Source organism: Granulicella rosea (assembly GCF_900188085.1).
In the GTDB taxonomy this organism is placed as follows: domain Bacteria; phylum Acidobacteriota; class Terriglobia; order Terriglobales; family Acidobacteriaceae; genus Edaphobacter; species Edaphobacter rosea.
Genome location: NZ_FZOU01000004.1, coordinates 327000 through 344040, shown reverse-complemented (window position 1 = coordinate 344040; position 17041 = coordinate 327000). Strand labels below are relative to the sequence as shown.

Sequence of the window (17041 nt, the reverse complement as noted above, 5' to 3'; positions counted from 1 at the left end):
TCCGGTTGCGGTAAAGGATCGACAGCATCAGCTCCTCCCATGACCACGGCACCTGTTATCTCCATCAGCGCCGCCAGCCTTGCCTACAGCAATGTCCTGACCGGATCGACTGCCACGCAAGCCGTGACCATTGGCAACAGCGGAACCGCGCCCCTCAACTTTGCAGGCTTTACCATCGCGGGATCGGCCGCGTCCAGTTACTCCGTGAGTACGACATGTGGGACTCAACTGGCGGTCGGCTCTACGTGCGTCGTCTCAGTTGCCTTCACGCCCGTGCTTGCGGGCGCTTACGCTGCCACGCTGAATATCGCGGACAACGCCGGCATCTCGCCGCAAACCGTAGCGCTTAGCGGGACTGCTGTAACTCCTCCTCCGTCACTCGGCTTAAGCGCCCAGACTCTCAGCTTCACCCAGCCGGCCCAATCCACCAGTGTGGCGCAGACACTCACGCTGACCAACACCGGCGGCCAGACACTTACGATCGCAGGCATTGCCCTACCCTCCACGAGTCCCGCGAACTTCACCATCTCTTCCATGACCTGCGGCAGCTCCCTGGCTATCAACGCAAGCTGTACCGTATCGGTTGTCTTCACGCCTTTCCTCTCGACGTCCTATACGTCTTCGCTCACCATCAGCACGAACGCCAACGTGCCTGTGAAGGTCATCCCGATCAGTGGCACAGGCGCCGGAACGCTTTCGATCAACACCTCGAACGCCAACGACTGGGTCATCACGACGGGAGCAGTGAAGCTCGATTGGAACTCCACGACCGGTCGCATCTTCAGCGTGCATCTTACCGGTTATTCAGACGAACTCGTCGACACCACGACAACCCAATATGGACAACCCGACGGGCTCTACATGGACAACACCGGAACCGGCTCCGGAACGACGACCTCGGGCTACGTCCAGACCGGATCCTATATCGACTGGTGGATCACAACCCAGTCGAACTCCGCAAACGCCTTCACCTCTACAAAGCACTTCATCGTCAGCGCCAACGATACAGGCTTTCACGTCTTCTCCTCCGTCGCTCACAGCGCCTCGGACATTGCGGGAGGGCTAGGCCAATGGCAGTATGTCTTTCGCGTCAGCAAGACGCTCTTCACCGAGACCTACACCGTCAACGGCAGCTTGGGCAACATCGGCGTGCTCGACGTTCCACTCTACTCGCCCACTCTTCCGGGACTTGACGACCCCGGCCGCGCGGTGCAGGACGCAACGGTGGACCTTCATGGGCTTACCCTTCCCGCGGGCTTCAGGCGGCAGTTCTACACCAAGTACGATCACGCGGGCTACGAATATCTGCATCGCGAGCATGGCATCTACGGCTCACAGTATGGCGCCTGGTTGCTGGTTCCGCGCAGTGAGACGCTCTCCGGCGGACCCACGAAGCAGGATCTATTCTTCACGGGCAATCTCTTGATGATGGAGGCCTTCTCCGGACACCTCGACAACAACCTCAGCTACACTCCGCCCCAGGGCGTCGATTCGAGCCGGCTCTTCGGTCCCTATTATTTTCACTTCAATGCTCTCAGCAGCGCGAACCCCACCGGGGCATCCTTGTACGCAGAGGCCGCAAAATTCGAGCCGTACTTCGATCAACTCTACGACGCCGACAGCGCCCTGCAGGATGTGGGATACGCCGCCTCCACAGCCCGAGGTTCAGTCGCTGCGGCGATTCAGGGGGGAGGCTCAGCCACGCCCTATGCTGGGTGGACCGTACTCAGCGATCCGAACGAAAACTTCCAATACTCAAGCAACGGCTATCAGTATTGGGTGAACGACAACGCTGCAGGCAATCAACCCCTCGTCGGCGTTATCCCGGGAACCTATCGACTTTCCTCCTATGTGCTCGGGCAGTGGGGTGAGCTTCGGCTAGATGGAGTCCAGGTCGTTGCGAACGTCACGACCACGCCTGCAGGGCTGACCTTCACTCCCGAGAACTTCGGCACTGCGCCACCGGTCTGGACCATCGGCACGCCGGATCGCTCTGCCCATGAGTTTCTGCACGGTCACGACACAGATGGCAGCGACCTCAAAAACTACTGGGGCGCCTACAACTACTGGGCCGACTTTGCCAGCACCAAAGGACAGGAGATCTATTACGCGACCGCGGTCGGAAGCACACCTGCAACCAACGACCTCAACAAGATCAACTACACCTGGTGGCAGACATTCGATCCTGGCCTCTACGCTGGGGTGTACAACGCGGCTGATACCACCTCCGATGGATACCAGTATGCCCTTCCGTCGTATGTGTCGAACGTAACGGCTTCGGTGCCCGCAGTCATGATTCACTTCACCTCAACTGCTGCACAACTGGCGCAGGGCAGGTATGCCGTACTGTCGCTCGGGCTCGCCTCAGCCGAGGCAAGCGTCGTCGCCACTCTCAACGGCCACGCACTCACATGGCGGCTTCACAACGCAAGCGACGCAGGCATACGCAGCGGCCTTTCGGGGACATATCAATGGGTCGCGTTCCAGTGGGATGCATCGCAACTCAGCGCGGCCGGCGCGGACAATGTGCTGACACTTGGTGTGAGCCAGCCACAGGGCGTGCAGCCGGACGCGTTGCGCTTCGAGATCACCAGCACATCCGCAAGCCCTGCCGTCACCAACTGGCACGACTACGACTGGCTCTACGGCTCGCAATCCATAACCGCCGACGATTCAGCGGCCAACAACGGAAAATAAGGGCAATGCCGCATGTCGAACACGCGGTCTTGCCCTTTCAAAGCGGCCCAAGCTTTACTGGGTCATATCTGCGGTTCCGATCTTGCCGGTCTCCGCGTCGCGAACAACCACGCGATATCGAGTTGCTCCCTGCGCGTCGAGAGGAGACAATAGAAACAGAGCCTTCTGATCGCTCCCCTGCATCTGCCCTGCCGCTTCGGCTGAAAGCTCGTCGGAGCTGTGAGCGACTGCCTTTCCCTTGCGAGAGAACGCTACCAGCATCACAGTGATCTCCGCCCTCGACTTACCGGCAGAGGTCGTCATCCAACGCAACTCCGATGCCGGCACACCTAATTTAAAACCTTTGTCCGCCTTATCGAGCGTGACATTCAGGCCGTTATAAACGATCTGGCTGAGTGCGGCCTTTCCCATCTCCGCCTCCAGTTGTGCTTTCTGCTCGACGGGCTTCTTCGCGGCGATCTCCTTCGCCGGGTCCACGTCGGGCATGGCATAGTAGCCGTTGCGCGTGGTCGCTGTCAGGCCGGGCGTCGACAGTTTGATATGAATGCGGCGATACTTATCGGGGTCCAGACTAAGGTCCGTGGGTGTGTAGCTCAGGGTGTAGTAATGCGAACCCTGGGTAACCTGCTCCGATAACTCGGCATCGATGTCGTTGCGTGAGAAGAGTGCCGTGCCGCCGGTAGCGGGCGCAAGCGTCGAGAAGTTGATTTCATCCGCAAAGGGCTGGCCATTGTTCTGGCTTACGAAGTTGTCGAGATCGTCGGAGAGCGTTGGGAGACTCGTCAGGCTCGACTCGGGATCGATAGTGTAAAGGGTGATTCTCGCCTTCAGCAACGACTGCGTAAGAGACTTCATAGCATTCTGAATCTTCGTCTCGGAGTCCGCATCCAGTTTGGTCACGTCGACGCCCGGAAACCCTTTGCCGACCCAGATGACGGTCTTCCTGCCCGGTGTTCCGCGTGTCGCCTGCGTCATCTGAAGCAGCGACGCAAGGGACTGACTCAGACGCTCGAAGGCGATCTCGCTATTATTGCCGCCACGCATGATCTTCCAGGGAAAGTCCGGCTGATGCTTATGCAGCGCCGCTAGGATCGCGGCACGATCCTGGGTAAAGTCGCGGATCACCTCGAATGCGGTATTGGTTGCCGCCAGCAGCGTCGTTGGCTGCGCCAGGACGGGCCCCTGCGCATTGAGGTACTTCTCCATACGATTCCTTGCGTAGGCCATGTCCTCAAAGTTCGAATTCAGTTCATCCAGCACAAGCATGGTGACCGGTGCTCCCGCAACCTTCGGCAGGTCGGCCGTCGACTGTACCAACAGCTTTCCTGGCGAGGGCATGACATGAGCTTCGGGCCTTTCGAAACTGGTGATGCGCTGTGGCAAGAGATCCTCAAGAAGGGTGAAGTCTTCCTTCTTCAGGTTGTCGACCGTCCTGCCTTTGGCATCCGTCACGACGACGTCCAGCACGACCGTGCGAACGGTCGTACGCAGACGATAGGGCTCTTCGGTCGCGGGTTCGGTCTGCGCATACGCAATGCGGCCCGAGATCATCGGGCCGCATAGGAGACTGCATACGATGATGAAAAAAGGCGTGCGCATCGCAACCACGATGCCCCTGGAAGTGATGACCATGAAGATGAATGCCTCCGAATGTGTGAGTCACGAGGAGGGGCTGCCAGGGCTCCCTCCTCGTGCGACCTTACTGGAAGGTCATCTGAGTAGGAGTGACATGGTTGATGCCGCCCGTGCCGGTCGTTACGATGTTCACCGTGTAAGTTCCTGGCGGTGTGGCGATCGGCAGATGACTGCCGCACGCTGTCAGAGACGCTCCGAACATGCAGAGCAACACGATGCCGAGCAGACCCCGCATGCCGGCGCTCCGAAGCAGACGTCTGCCGCGACCGAAGCTCGCGAAGCCCAGCATCGATAACAGCGGTGTGAGAAACAACGCGCTGAACTGGATGAGCGCGTCCTTCCTTCTCAGCCCGGATACCTGGAAGCCGGCTTGTGCATTGACGGTCAAGGTCATCGTCTGGGGCGTGGTCGTGCCATCCAGCGTCACTGGGTTCGGCGCGATCTCGCAGTCTGCAAATACCGGGAGATTGGAGCACGATGCCTGCACGTAGCCGAAGTAAGAACTGGTGGTCACGATCGAAAGCGTAGCCTTTGTCGGCGTTCCCACCGTCACTACCAATGGGTTCGGGTTCATCGAGACCGTGTAGTCCCCGGGGTAAACTCCCGACGACGGCGCGACAAAGATCCGAAAGCTGCTCTGCGAAGAAGGAGAGTAATAGTTATCTCCCGAGTACGCTGCCGTGATCGTATAAATGGCGCCCGGAGCCGGGTTAGACCACGCATACGTCGCCGAGCCGGAGACAACCGACGATGTGCCGAGCAAGACGCCGTTCGCCGAGAAGGTAACACTGCCTCCCATGGTTGCAACGACTCCCGCCGGAGCCGTCGAAGCGATGTTGGCTGTCAACGTCGCCGACGCTCCCGAGGTCGCCACATACAGCACGATGACCGGATTGGAACTCACGGTCACGGAAGTCGCATTGCTCGTCACGACGGCTTTGATGGTGGAGCTCGTGCTCGCCTGGTTGTTGCTGTCTCCCTCGTAACTGGCCAGAATAAGGTCGGAGCCGGCAGGAAGTTTATAGGTCGTAAGCGTCGCGGTGCCGGTGCCGTCAAGCGTCGCGGTGCCGATGATGACCACGCCATTGCGGAAGACGACTGTTCCAGTCGGCTGCGACACAGCAGAGCTCACCACCGATTTCAAGACCACGTTGCTCCCAGCCGCAACGTTCGTCGACGAGAGACTAAGCGTCGTGCTGGTCGCCGCCTGCAATGTAGTAAACGAGGTAGAGGCGACGCTTGCATCGAAGTTGGCGTCGCCAGTGTAGCTGGCCGTCAGGCTATGCAGGCCCGCCGACGGATTGAGTGTCAGGGTAGCGGTGCTGCCCGTGAGAGCCACTATCTGCACCACGCCGTCGAGACTGAACAGCACCGAGCCCGTCGGTGTGCCGGAACCGGCTGTGACCACGGCTGTTGCCGTAACCTTCGTGCCGTAGCTGTAACCTACGGTCGGCTGCACCGGCACAACCGAAAGCGTGATGCTCGTCGGTGTGTACGTGCCCACAGTGACTGTCATCGGGGCAGAGGTTCCGCTGGCATACACGGTGTCGCCGGGGTAGGTGAAGGTGATCGTATGTGCGCCCACGGCGAGAGTCGATACCGAGATAGCTGCGACACCGCTCTGAAGCGTACCCGCGCCCAGGACGGTCGCGCCGTCGAGGAACGTGATCTTGCCGGTAGGAAGAGGAAGCCCCGTAACGCCTCCGGCAGACGCGATCAGGGTAAGTGTTTGTCCAGCAGTGATGTCTTTTGCGCTGCTTGAAAGCGTGAGCGTGGCAGCCGCGCCGGCGACCGTCACGGTAGTCGTAACCGGGGTGACGACGGGCGCATAGCTGCTGTCGCCCGCGTAAGTCGCGCCCAGGATATGAGCGCCCGCGCTCAACCCGCTGCTTAGCACGAAACTCGCGCTGCCGGAGGACAGCTCCTGCGTCTGTGTCAGCGCGCCATCAACCAGCAGCGTCACCGCACCTGTGGCAGCCGAGGCAGCACTTACTTTGACGGTGATTGCCTGCGTGGGCTGAGGCGCGCTCGGCGAAGCCGAAATTGCAAGGCCCGCGGATTGTGTGGGAGACGTACCCGACAGAGTTGCAGTCAACTTCGCCTGTGGCGTATACCGCAATTGGGTCGGAAGCTGCAATACCTCAGTGCGAACTCCCGGCAGGGCTGTGCTGCTGAGCTGAACTCCGAGGTAGCAGTTGAGACCCGGCATCGGCGCGTCGAGAAACGTGCACGACGGAATATAGCTGGGCTCGCCTGTGACGTTTGCATTCAACAGAAAGTCGTCGACATCCCCAAGATTGACGAGCCCGGCGTTATACGCAGGGGTCTGGTTGCCTGTGTTGGAAATTGTGAGCGCGGCGCCTGTGTTGGAGGCATTCACAGTCGCACCGGCAAAAAACGCTGAAGGCGCTGAACGCGAGATCGTATTGAAGTTCCAGCCAGCGGACGGTGCGGTGGAGATATTCGGAAAGGTCACGATGTTGCCATACTGATCGATCGCCAGACTGAAATTCTTATTCCCGCCAACCTTCTGCTGATGGCCCGTGGAGAGCACCCCACCTTCATTCGGAATACGAAGGTTTGTGGTCTGGCCGTTATCCGTCACATAAAGACTGCCCGACGCGTCGAAAGCAAGACCCCAGGGCGAGTTATAACCGGTGCCCACCGTGTAGGGCGCCGCGCCGGTGGCGGGAGCGTACCAGACCGTGTCCCCGGTCGAACTGGAGTCCGTCTCCGCCAAATTGCCAAACAAATCGACCGCTACGCCTGTGTTGCTTGCTGCGATGCTGGTCAGAATCTGCGTAGATACGCCGGCCGGACTGATCTTGTACAGCTTCTTGTTCCCTGCGTCTCCCAGAAAAATGAAACCGGCGACGTCGACCGCGATGGTTCTAGGCTTGCTGAACCCCTTCGCTAATGTAACCATGTCGGCGACATTCCATGTACCGTTCTCGTAGGGGACCATCACGACCGTGCCCGCGCTGACCGCCGGCATCAACAGATCGCCGGCCCCATTGATAGCGACGTCGTCCATGGAAGCTGCCGGATTCACGATGACCGGCTGAGAACCATCGATCGGAAACTCGATGATGTGATCGGAGAGGCTGTCCGCGATGAACAAATTGCCGGCCGCATCGAAGCGGCCGCCATGCGGCTGATCGAGCGGAGTGGGATAGGGATTCGTCACGGTCTGATTTGGATAAAGAGGCGTGGTAGCCGTGGCGGGAGCAACACTGGCCGTGGTAGCCGTGGCAGGATCGAAGGTCAACATAGGACCCAGGCCGCCGCCACCTACAAAGGTTCGCGCGAGGACCTTGTTACTTGCATCGTAGAAGACGATAGCCCCATATCTCGGCCCTGGAAACTGTGGCGTGAAGGTGACGTCTATCGTACAGGAGTTGCCTGCGCTGTACGCGGTTCCCGCCTTGCAACTGCCGCTTCCGGCGTCCAGATAATCGAGCCCGGTCAAGCCTGTCGTAACCACCTTGATCGTCGCCGGCGTAAGCGCGCTGGTAAAAGTGATGTTGACCGGAAGGACCGCGCTGGTCTGGTTCACCTGCACAAGACCGAAGTAAGCTGCACCGATAGAAAGATGCTGCACGCTGCTTCCACCGGCGACATACAGGCTGCCCCGCGTATCGACGGCGATGCTTGTCGGCGCGCTAAGGGTGAAAGGCAGTGTTGTCTGGCCTGTGTTTGCCAGACCGGCGCTATAAACGATCTCTTTGATGACTCCGTTGTTGGTATCCGCGATATAGAGGTTTCCCGCCGGATCGACGGCCACGCCGCTCGGCGCGTTGAGACCCGTGCCAAGCTTCACCGAAGTGCCTCCCGCCGGCAGGTAGACGATCGCATTCGCGCCGGAGTCGGCGACATAGACGCCGCCACGCGTATCGACCGCAATCTGCTTCGGCGCCACCAGGCCGCTCAGCAATACAGTCTGCGCCGTCGCAGTGATCTTCACGACCTGCTTGTTGGTCGCGTCCACGGCATAGATGTTCCCCGAAAGGTCGACCGCTACGCCTGTGATGTTGCCCAGGCCAGTACCGAGCGACACCGGCGTGTTCGCGTTCAACGCACCGTTGGCATACGCATACTTGTAGACTACGCCCGCAGCGCCGGAGGCAGCATAAACGTTCGAGCTGCTATCGACGGCAACTTGGCTGCCGCCGTTGAGACTGGCACTCACCAGCGTCGTATTGGACCCGTTTGCGCCCGGAAGCTCCTGCACAAGGCCGTTCGCCGAGTCGGTGTAATAAAGATTACCGAACTGATCGACGGCGACACCGGTTGCGTTGCCAAGTCCACTCGCAACACTCACCTGCGAAGACGCCGTCGTCTGTGCCGATGCCACGTTTACCGTGCACACGCATGCGAGAATCAGGGACGCTAAAGCTGTAATTTTCTTCCACACCATGATCATCAACTCCAAAACTCTTGTTGCAGATTTCGCTCGACGGATATGCTCTGGCAGTTAGAAGTTCAGGATGAGACCAGCTTGCATATTCCGCGGAGCGTTTGCGGCTCGCACCGCCAACGATTCGCTATCGGTCGTCGCCGAGGTCGCGGTCGCACCCGTCGCCGTGTAGAAATCCGGCGCGTCGACATTGAGGTATACGCCATTGAAATTCGGGTGATTCAGTGCATTGAACGCGGAGATACTCAGCGTCAACCGGTAGCGTTCCGTCACGTTGAACGTCTTTCGTGTCGAAATATCGAAGGTCCATAGATTGGGTCCGACGATGATGCCCTTAGGCGTCGTTCCATTCTGGCCGACTGCAGGGTCCGAGAAGTTGACGATGTGACCCGGATTGACGATATCGACCCAGCGTTTCGCGGTATGCGGATAGACGATCGGGTAGCCGGCGTAATTCGCACGTCCTGTCACGCCCAACGCGTCTGTGCCGCTGGGCGTGTTGTAGGTGCCGCCCTGCCAGCGCCATGTGCCAGACAGCATCCACCCGCCGAGGCTTTCGCGCGCAATCACATTCCAGCGCGCAAGCCTTGGCGTGCTCACGATATACGTCGAGCTGAAGATATTTCTCCGGTCGAAGGTCGCATTGCTGTACTTATAGCTCTTGGAGTAAATGTAGGTCGTGTCCTGATCGGAGTCCGCGCTGGCCGTGGTCAGAGCCTTGGACCAGGTATAGGCAAAAGTGAAGCGGCCTTTTCCGATACGGCGGTTCAGGTTGGCCTGCAAGCCGTTGTAGTTGCTATCCGCATCGGTACGGTACTGAAATATGGAACTATATCCCTTGTATCGACGAAGCGAGTTCAGGCTGACCGACTGGTTGATCTGGAAGGCCGCGTCTTCGGCCTTGAGATCCACTGCGTTCAGATCCGGCGCGCGAAGCAGGAAGCGCCCCTGATTGCCGACATAGTTGATCTGCAGGAACATACCCGCTTGCAGCTGCTGCTGGATACCCACGTTATATTGCAGCGTATAAGAGCGCTGCTGGTGGGGATCGAGCGTGTACAAGGTTCCAATCACATTGCTTGTTCCCTGTGCCAAAGTGCCCGCAAGATTATCCATGTTTCCGTTTTGCAGCGAGACGCTCTGTACATAGGGCGGCGCATTCAGCGAGCTATACGACACGTTGCCTTGGGGTATGTCGAAGAAGACGCCACCGCCGCCGCGTATGGCGGTCTGCCCGTTACCGAAGAGATCATACGCAAATCCGAGTCGCGGCATGAACACTTGTTGAGAGCTATAGAAACCAGCCTTCCCAAAGGTCGGAACATTGAGAACCGCGGCCGACGCAGCGCCCGGTACACGGAACTGCTGATTCTTTGGAACGCCGTCGCCTGCGCGTCGCAAGCCGTTATACGGGTTGCCGGAGCCGCTGATCACCTGCCCCGTCGAGGTCACCGTCACAGCCTGGGACGGGTCATACAGCTCGGGAAAGAATGCCGCCGTGTTCTGCTGCTGCGAAACCCATGGCGTCATCCATTCGTAACGCAGTCCCAGGTTGAGCGAAAGCTTCGGAAGCGCGCGCCAGACATCGTCGACGAAGCCGGATCCCTGCCACAGCCGGAAGAATCCATACGGATCGATCGAGGTCTCCGTATAGCTGGAGAAGCGGCCGAGCATCGCATCCGCTACGTTATAGCCGGTGGAGTTGACCGACGAAGTTCCGGGCTGGAAACTGGCGCTGCCGCTGAAGTTCGCATCCCCGTTCTTGTCTTTACGCAGTCTGCCGAAGAACAAGCCGACCTTCAAAGTATGGGTACCCGCGACGGTCGTGTAAATATCCTGAAGCTGAAGATACGTTGTATGCGCGCGGTTCAGCACGAGAGGGCTGATCGTATCCATACCGTAGATCGCGATCTGTGGAACACCCAACTTGTATCCGGGGCTCTGGTAGACCGGCTGAAACGTGTAACCGTACGTCGCCTTCTCCCAAGTGGCTCCGAAAGGGGCCTGATCCGTATGCGTCCAGACTGCCGCCGCGCTGATCTCGTTGAACGAATTGCGGAAGGCATAGGTATGCGAGATCACGAGATTGTTGGCGGGGCTCATCTCGTGGTACGGCGTGGTAGGCATCACGCCGCTCGATATTGGATTGGTCGTCGTGTGGGTATCGTTCACCCACCGCGCAAACATGTTCTGACGCTTGCCCAGCACGTAATCCACTCGCGCAACATATTCGTGGTTGCGATAGGGATTGGGAAGTTCGAAGATTACATCACCATTCGGGCTGCAGCTGGAGCTAGTGCAGGCTCCACCGGTGTAGGAGGCAGCCTGCGCAATGATCTGGTTGATCTCGTTCACGTAAGCGTGGCCGAACGGAGTGATGAGAGGCGAGATGTTGCAGTAGTCCGACCGCGTCTTATCCGTGGTGTTGATGCCCGTCACATTACGCAAAGAGCAGCCGCCGGTGCTGCTCGCAAAGCCACCCATCAGTTCGTACTGCAATGGCAGCGTCACAGTCGTTGGGCTTGTGTTCCGCGCAATGATCTTCCACTCCGCGCCGATAAAAGCGAAGAGCTTCTCCTTCATGATTGGACCGCCGAGCGCTCCGCCGAAGTCGTTGAAGCGCAGGTGCTGATGCACGGTCGAATAGCTTCCATCCGCATTCTGTCTGCGCGAGAAATAGTTCACCGCGTCGACAATATTGTTGCGGAGATGCTCAAACAGCGAGCCGTGAATCGAGTTGGTGCCAGAGCGAGTGACCACGTTCACAGTCGGGCCGGCCGCCTGTCCAAACTGTGCCGAGAACGACGACGTATGCGCCTTCACGTGATCGATGAACTGCGTGCCGATGTTGTTAAACTGTGTCGAATTCGTGCCGATGTCCTTGTTCAGCATGCCATCGATGTACAGGCCGTTCGCGGTAGCACGTACGCCGTTCAGGACGATGTTGGTCGTGGCGCCGCCTGTGATGTTCGCCATCGCATCGCCGCTGTCCATCTGAACCGATCCGGGCAAGGTCCCCAGCAGGTCGAGGTAGTTATTCCCATTCAACGCGAGGTCGCGCACCGTTTCGCCGTCGATGACATGGGATACCTCGCCGGTTTGTGTATTCACCGTCTCCGACACCCTGCCGGTCACGATCATCTGCTCAGTCTGCCCCGCCTGCAGCTTGAAATCGGCGGTCACCGAGCTTTGGTCGTCGAGCTCAAAACCCTCCTGGGTGACCGAAGCGAAACCGGGGACATCGACCGTGACGTTGTAGTGGCCGGTCTTTAGATTAGCGAAGGTATATTCCCCGACCTTGTTTGCACTTACGACCGTGGTGGTGTTGCTTTCCACTCGAAGTGCGGTAATCTTCGCCCCGGGGATCCGCGCGCCGGTCGCATCCGTAACATTTCCTACGATCCGGCCTACATCCGCCTGGCCCATCGCATACGGCGCGCATAACACGAAACAGCCGAGGCAGACGAGCAGGCAGAGAAGCTGCCAGCCGCGAGGGAGCAATGATGGGCCGTTGAGCTTACGAGAATTCATTACGAGGTGCACTCCTTTGGTAAAGCGTCTCCACATGGATCGGCTCATCTTCAATCCGCCGCGCGGAACCTGGCTGCTTCATCAAAGACCCTTGAGAAAAACCGGAGATTCTGGCTGCCGGCTTCTACTCCGTTCCGCACTAAGACGTCTTTGTGTCGACAGCGGAACTCTAAGGGAGCGGTGTAGCCACAGGTATCCGCCGAAAGGAGGAGGCCTCTCAAGATTTGTAATCTACAACCCGCGCCGGATCACCATGTACTCCAGCAGCTTGGTCTGCATCGCCAGCCTCGCGGTTCCTTATCTCTCGAACGCCACGACCGCGTTCGTGATGATCGGCGTTGCCGTCATGGCGGACAACTTCCTCTCCGCGAACATGTACGGCGCGATCACGGACCTATTTCCTGAATCGGCTGTCGGTCGAGCTACAGGGCTCTCTGGTGTCGCCGGTGGCCTGAGCGGTCTGCTCTTCCCTCTGCTCACCGGAGCATTGATCGACCGGATATTTTACACACCGGTTTTTGTGCTGGTGGCCTTCATGCCACTGCTTGGGACGATCTCGCTGTTTGCGCTCGGAAAAGACTATCGCCGTAGGCAGGTGTCCTGATGTCCCCACAGCTTGCCATCGCGATACAGCCGCCGCCACTAAGATCTGGTTCGCGTTCACGCCATACTTCAACGCGACCCGCGCCACGATGCCACTTTTACATCCTCAGATGTGGATTACCACAACATAACGTCCTTTATGTTGTGGTAAACGAAGCGGATGCTCCTTAGCGTTCGGGCAAGGTTCGAGATCCGGCCGGCCCTTCATCAGCAGACAGCCGCGCTACATCGTTCGCGAGACATATCGCAACATTATCGGACTATTTCCCGTTACTGGACTATTTATGGTTGCGGAGGAATTGTTATCACAAGCGACAGTTCCTCATGGGCTTCCCGGCAGGAGGTCTGTGCTACAATTCGATCTATGAAGTTTACCGGCCAGATGACCGCATGTTGTACCGCCTGTATCGGGCGGTGCGCGCGTGTCTCTAGGTATTGGTCGATGGACGAACTAGACAACATCTCTTAGTTCGGCTCCATCTCGATAGACACAAGCGACCCACCGCCAGAAGTTCAATGGCAGTGGGTTTTTCGTGCTTAACTAAACCGGAGAGGATGAGGGCCATGGCAGTACACGAGATCGAAGCAGAGGAACTGAAGCAGCGTCTGGATAAGGGAGAAAACCTTCTCGTGTTGGACGTCCGCGACGAGTACGAGTATGAGATTACGAACATTGGCGGGCATCTTATCCCGCTTGCCGAGCTGCCGAAGCGCATGATGGAACTCAGCATGAGCCAAGAGATTGTGGCTGTCTGCAAGATGGGTCCGCGTGGGGTCAAGGCTGTGGAGTACCTGCAGCAGCATGGTTTCACGCACGTCTCCAACCTGCATGGTGGCCTTCGCGCGTGGTCCGACCGGGTGGACCGGACGGTTCGCCGGTATTAGTCTTGATCTTCAACGCCGGAAGGCATAGATTCACACCGTATGCCTTGGTGCGCAAGCGGATATAAACGCTCGCGTCATAGTCTCTCACTGGCTTTCCAATCTGCGCATTCGGCGCACCTTGAACGATAAAGGAGTCTCTCCGTGGCTGACCGCGCATCTCTCGGTGAACAAGCAGCATATCAACTTGCCAACGTAACAAAGACTGCTCCGATCTACGGTGCCACTACGCCGCGCTGGCTGGTTCGGCTGTTGGATTGGAAGCCGCTGGAATCCGGTGTCTTTCGCCGGAATCGCGTCGCCGAAGACAAGCCCATCGATGTGCTCTGTGGGCATTCCGATGAGTCTGAGATTCCTGCCACCTACGCCGAGTACGAAGAGACTCCGAGGGAGTACCGGCTGAGCGGCATCAACGCGCTGGTGAACGTCGACACGCGCGTCAGCGATCTCTACAGCAAACCGTACGATCAGGTTCGCGAGCAGTTGCGCGTCGTCATCGAGAGCGTGAAGGAGCGGCAGGAGAACGAGCTCCTCAACAATGCAGACTACGGCCTGCTGCACAATGTGCCGGATTCGCAGAAGATCTCCACCCGTAAGGGCTCGCCGACTCCAGACGACCTGGACCAACTGCTGACCAAAGTTTGGAAGGAGCCGTCGCTCTTCCTTGCCCACCCCGCCGCTATTGCAGCTTTCGGCCGCGAGTGCACGCGGCGCGGCGTACCGCCTCCGACGGTGACGCTCTTCGGCAGCCCTTTCCTGACCTGGCGCGGCGTTCCCCTCATTCCGACCGACAAGCTTCGCGTCTCCGCCAAGACGCAGAAGACGTCGATCATGCTGCTGCGCGTCGGCGAGCGCAAGCAGGGCGTCATTGGGCTCTTCCAGCCCGGCCTTGCCGGCGAACAGAGCCCTGGCCTTTCGGTACGCTTCACTGGCATCGACAACCGCGGGCTCGCTTCCTACCTGATCTCTCTCTACTGCGCGGCCTCCGTGCTGACAAACGATGCCATCGCAACGTTAGAGAACGTCGAGGTCGGAAACTACTATGACTACCAGTGATCCGAGCCAGCTTATCCTGACGCAGGACGCCGCGCCAAACGCGGGAGTGGCTGTACCCTCGTTCCCGGGTTCGCTTCCTGCCGGCCTCCCCGACCCACTCGTGATCGCGCGCATGGCCAATGAGCTGTTCTCCGCATTGCCGGACTCTCTCAGCCTGCCGTCGCAGCCCGGACCGGTGGATCTGCCGCAGAACTTTTCGCCTCCCGATTCACCGCCAGCGACCGTACCCGCAGCACGCCCCGAGATTTCACTGCCCTCCGACGGGCACTTCCCCGGTATCCCTGCCAGCGTCGGTCCGGCGACCGTAGCGCCAGTATCGACACAGGTCCAGGCGGCTCCGCCAGCCGTTCCCGGAGCCATTGCCAGCACCGCCTCCGAAGGTGCGAGCGAAGCTCCCGTCTTCTCTTTTCTACAGGATGCTCGTCCGATCTTCAGCGACCGCCAGACCCCCGCATTGAGCGGTCCCTACCCAGCCGCCAGGCCGCTACCGGAGTTCTCCGCTCCAGCAGCCCCGGGTGAGCTCCCACTCGACTTCGTCAACGCCTCCTCGGCGCAGGCCGCATCGCCTCCCACGCCCGCTCCTCCAGCCTCATTCGGAGCTGCGAGCCCAATTCCAGTGCCCCAGTTTTCTTTCCTGGAAGAGCTGAGGCCGCTGACTTCCTTTCCGCCTTCGATCCCCGGTCCCGTCCCGGCAGCGCCAAAAAACGATGCGCCGGACTACACGTTACCCTTCGACCTCCAGATCGCGAACGACTACGGTCGCGCGCCCGAAATCGCACAGCTCACCGGCCATGGCTCCTTCGGCTTCTTCGATCACATGCGCCCACTCGATCCACCGGCACCACAACAGCCTCGGGAGCCGCTTGGGATCGAGCAGGACGTGCCGCGCGATCTGAACCTGTCGTCGTATCCATTCGATGCCGAGACGGTGAAGCGCGACTTCCCTATCCTGCGCGAGCGGGTGCACGGCAGGCCGCTGGTGTGGCTGGATAACGCCGCCACCACGCAGAAGCCGCAGAGTGTCATCGACCGACTGTCATACTTCTACGAACACGAAAACTCCAACGTGCACCGCGCTGCGCACGAGCTTGCCGCGCGCGCGACCGACGCCTACGAGTCCGCCCGCGAGAAGGTCCGCCGCTTCGTGAATGCGCCGTCGACCGATGAGATCGTCTTCGTCCGCGGCACGACAGAGGGGATCAACCTTATCGCGCAGACTTGGGGACGGCGCAACATTCAAAAGGACGATGAGATCGTCATCACCTGGCTCGAACATCACGCCAACATCGTTCCGTGGCAGATGCTATGCGCCGAGAAGGGCGCGAAGCTCCGCGTGGCCCCGGTCGACGACACGGGACAAATCATCCTCGAAGAATACGAGAAGCTGCTCTGTTCGAAGACGCGCCTGGTCTCGATCACCCAGGTTTCGAATGCGCTGGGCACGGTCACTCCCGCGCAAAAGATGATCGAGATGGCCCATCGCTACGGTGCTACGGTGCTGCTTGACGGCGCACAGTCGGTGTCGCATATGCGCGCCGATGTGCAGGCTCTGGACTGCGACTTCTTCGTCTTCTCCGGGCACAAAGTTTTTGGCCCGACCGGCATCGGCGTCGTCTACGGCAAGGCCGAGATACTGGAGCACATGCCGCCATGGCAGGGTGGCGGCAACATGATCCAGGACGTGACCTTCGAGAAGACGGTGTATCACGGGCCTCCCCAGCGCTTTGAAGCAGGCACTGGGAATATTGCCGATGCCGTGGGCCTTGGCGCGGCGATCGACTATCTGGACCGCGTCGGCATGCACAATGTGTCGCGTCACGAGCATGCACTTCTGGTCTATGCCACCGACGAATTGTCGCGCGTCCCAGGGCTGCGCATCATCGGCACCGCGAAGGAGAAGGCCGGTGTGCTCTCGTTCACACTCGAGGGTTTTCGCACGGAACAGGTTGGCGAACACCTCAATCGCAACGGCATAGCGGTGCGGTCTGGCCACCACTGCGCACAGCCGATTTTGCGACGCTTTGGGATTGAGACCTCTGTCCGTGCGTCGCTGGCCCTTTACAACACCTTCGAGGACATCGACCGCCTTATCGAGGCAGTCTGGAACCTGCGTCTCGGACGAACGGCGATTGCCTGAGAAGGAGCATCGTCTCTTCGCTTCGCAGCTCAGTTCGATCAACTGCCTCTGTGTCGCGCGAGCTGACTGCTCGCGCTTCTAAG

At 59.3% G+C, this 17041-nt stretch carries 8 protein-coding genes; 5 read left to right on the top strand and 3 right to left on the bottom strand.

Annotated elements, in window-relative coordinates; translation table 11 throughout:
• Positions 1–39 precede the first annotated feature (39 nt).
• Positions 40–2697, top strand: a complete 2658-nt coding sequence (locus CHB87_RS13330) for a choice-of-anchor D domain-containing protein (protein WP_176441753.1) — start codon at positions 40–42, stop codon at positions 2695–2697.
• Between the two features lie 54 nt (positions 2698–2751).
• Here CHB87_RS13330 and CHB87_RS13325 read toward each other — a convergent pair whose 3' ends face one another.
• The 3 genes from CHB87_RS13325 to CHB87_RS13315 all read right to left on the bottom strand — a co-directional run bounded on the left by CHB87_RS13325 (position 2752) and on the right by CHB87_RS13315 (position 12280).
• Entirely contained in the window at positions 2752–4329 is a 1578-nt protein-coding gene (locus tag CHB87_RS13325) for a VWA domain-containing protein (RefSeq protein ID WP_089408931.1), read from the bottom strand.
• Positions 4330–4396: 67 nt separating this feature from the next.
• Positions 4397–8686 (bottom strand): Ig-like domain repeat protein, encoded by a 4290-nt coding sequence (locus tag CHB87_RS13320; RefSeq protein ID WP_176441752.1) that lies wholly within the window; start codon positions 8684–8686, stop codon positions 4397–4399.
• A gap of 120 nt (positions 8687–8806) precedes the next feature.
• On the bottom strand, positions 8807–12280 hold the full coding sequence (locus CHB87_RS13315) for a TonB-dependent receptor (protein ID WP_176441751.1): 3474 nt from the start codon (positions 12278–12280) through the stop codon (positions 8807–8809).
• A 34-nt stretch (positions 12281–12314) separates the two neighbouring features.
• Here CHB87_RS13315 and CHB87_RS22775 point away from each other — a divergent pair, with 34 nt between their 5' ends.
• The 4 genes from CHB87_RS22775 (at position 12315) to CHB87_RS13295 (ending at position 16958) form a co-directional block, all read left to right on the top strand.
• The gene (locus tag CHB87_RS22775; RefSeq protein ID WP_142988347.1) at positions 12315–12884 is read left to right on the top strand and encodes an MFS transporter; all 570 of its coding nucleotides are present in this window, start codon (positions 12315–12317) and stop codon (positions 12882–12884) included.
• Between the two features lie 563 nt (positions 12885–13447).
• Positions 13448–13768, top strand: a complete 321-nt coding sequence (locus CHB87_RS13305) for a rhodanese-like domain-containing protein (RefSeq protein ID WP_176441750.1) — start codon at positions 13448–13450, stop codon at positions 13766–13768.
• Positions 13769–13909: 141 nt separating this feature from the next.
• Entirely contained in the window at positions 13910–14821 is a 912-nt protein-coding gene (locus CHB87_RS13300; protein ID WP_089408926.1) for a family 2A encapsulin nanocompartment shell protein, read from the top strand.
• Positions 14808–16958: a family 2A encapsulin nanocompartment cargo protein cysteine desulfurase gene (locus CHB87_RS13295; RefSeq protein ID WP_089408925.1), complete on the top strand. Its 2151-nt coding sequence runs from the start codon at positions 14808–14810 to the stop codon at positions 16956–16958. Before CHB87_RS13300 ends, CHB87_RS13295 begins: the two co-directional genes overlap by 14 nt.
• Positions 16959–17041: the final 83 nt, after the last annotated feature.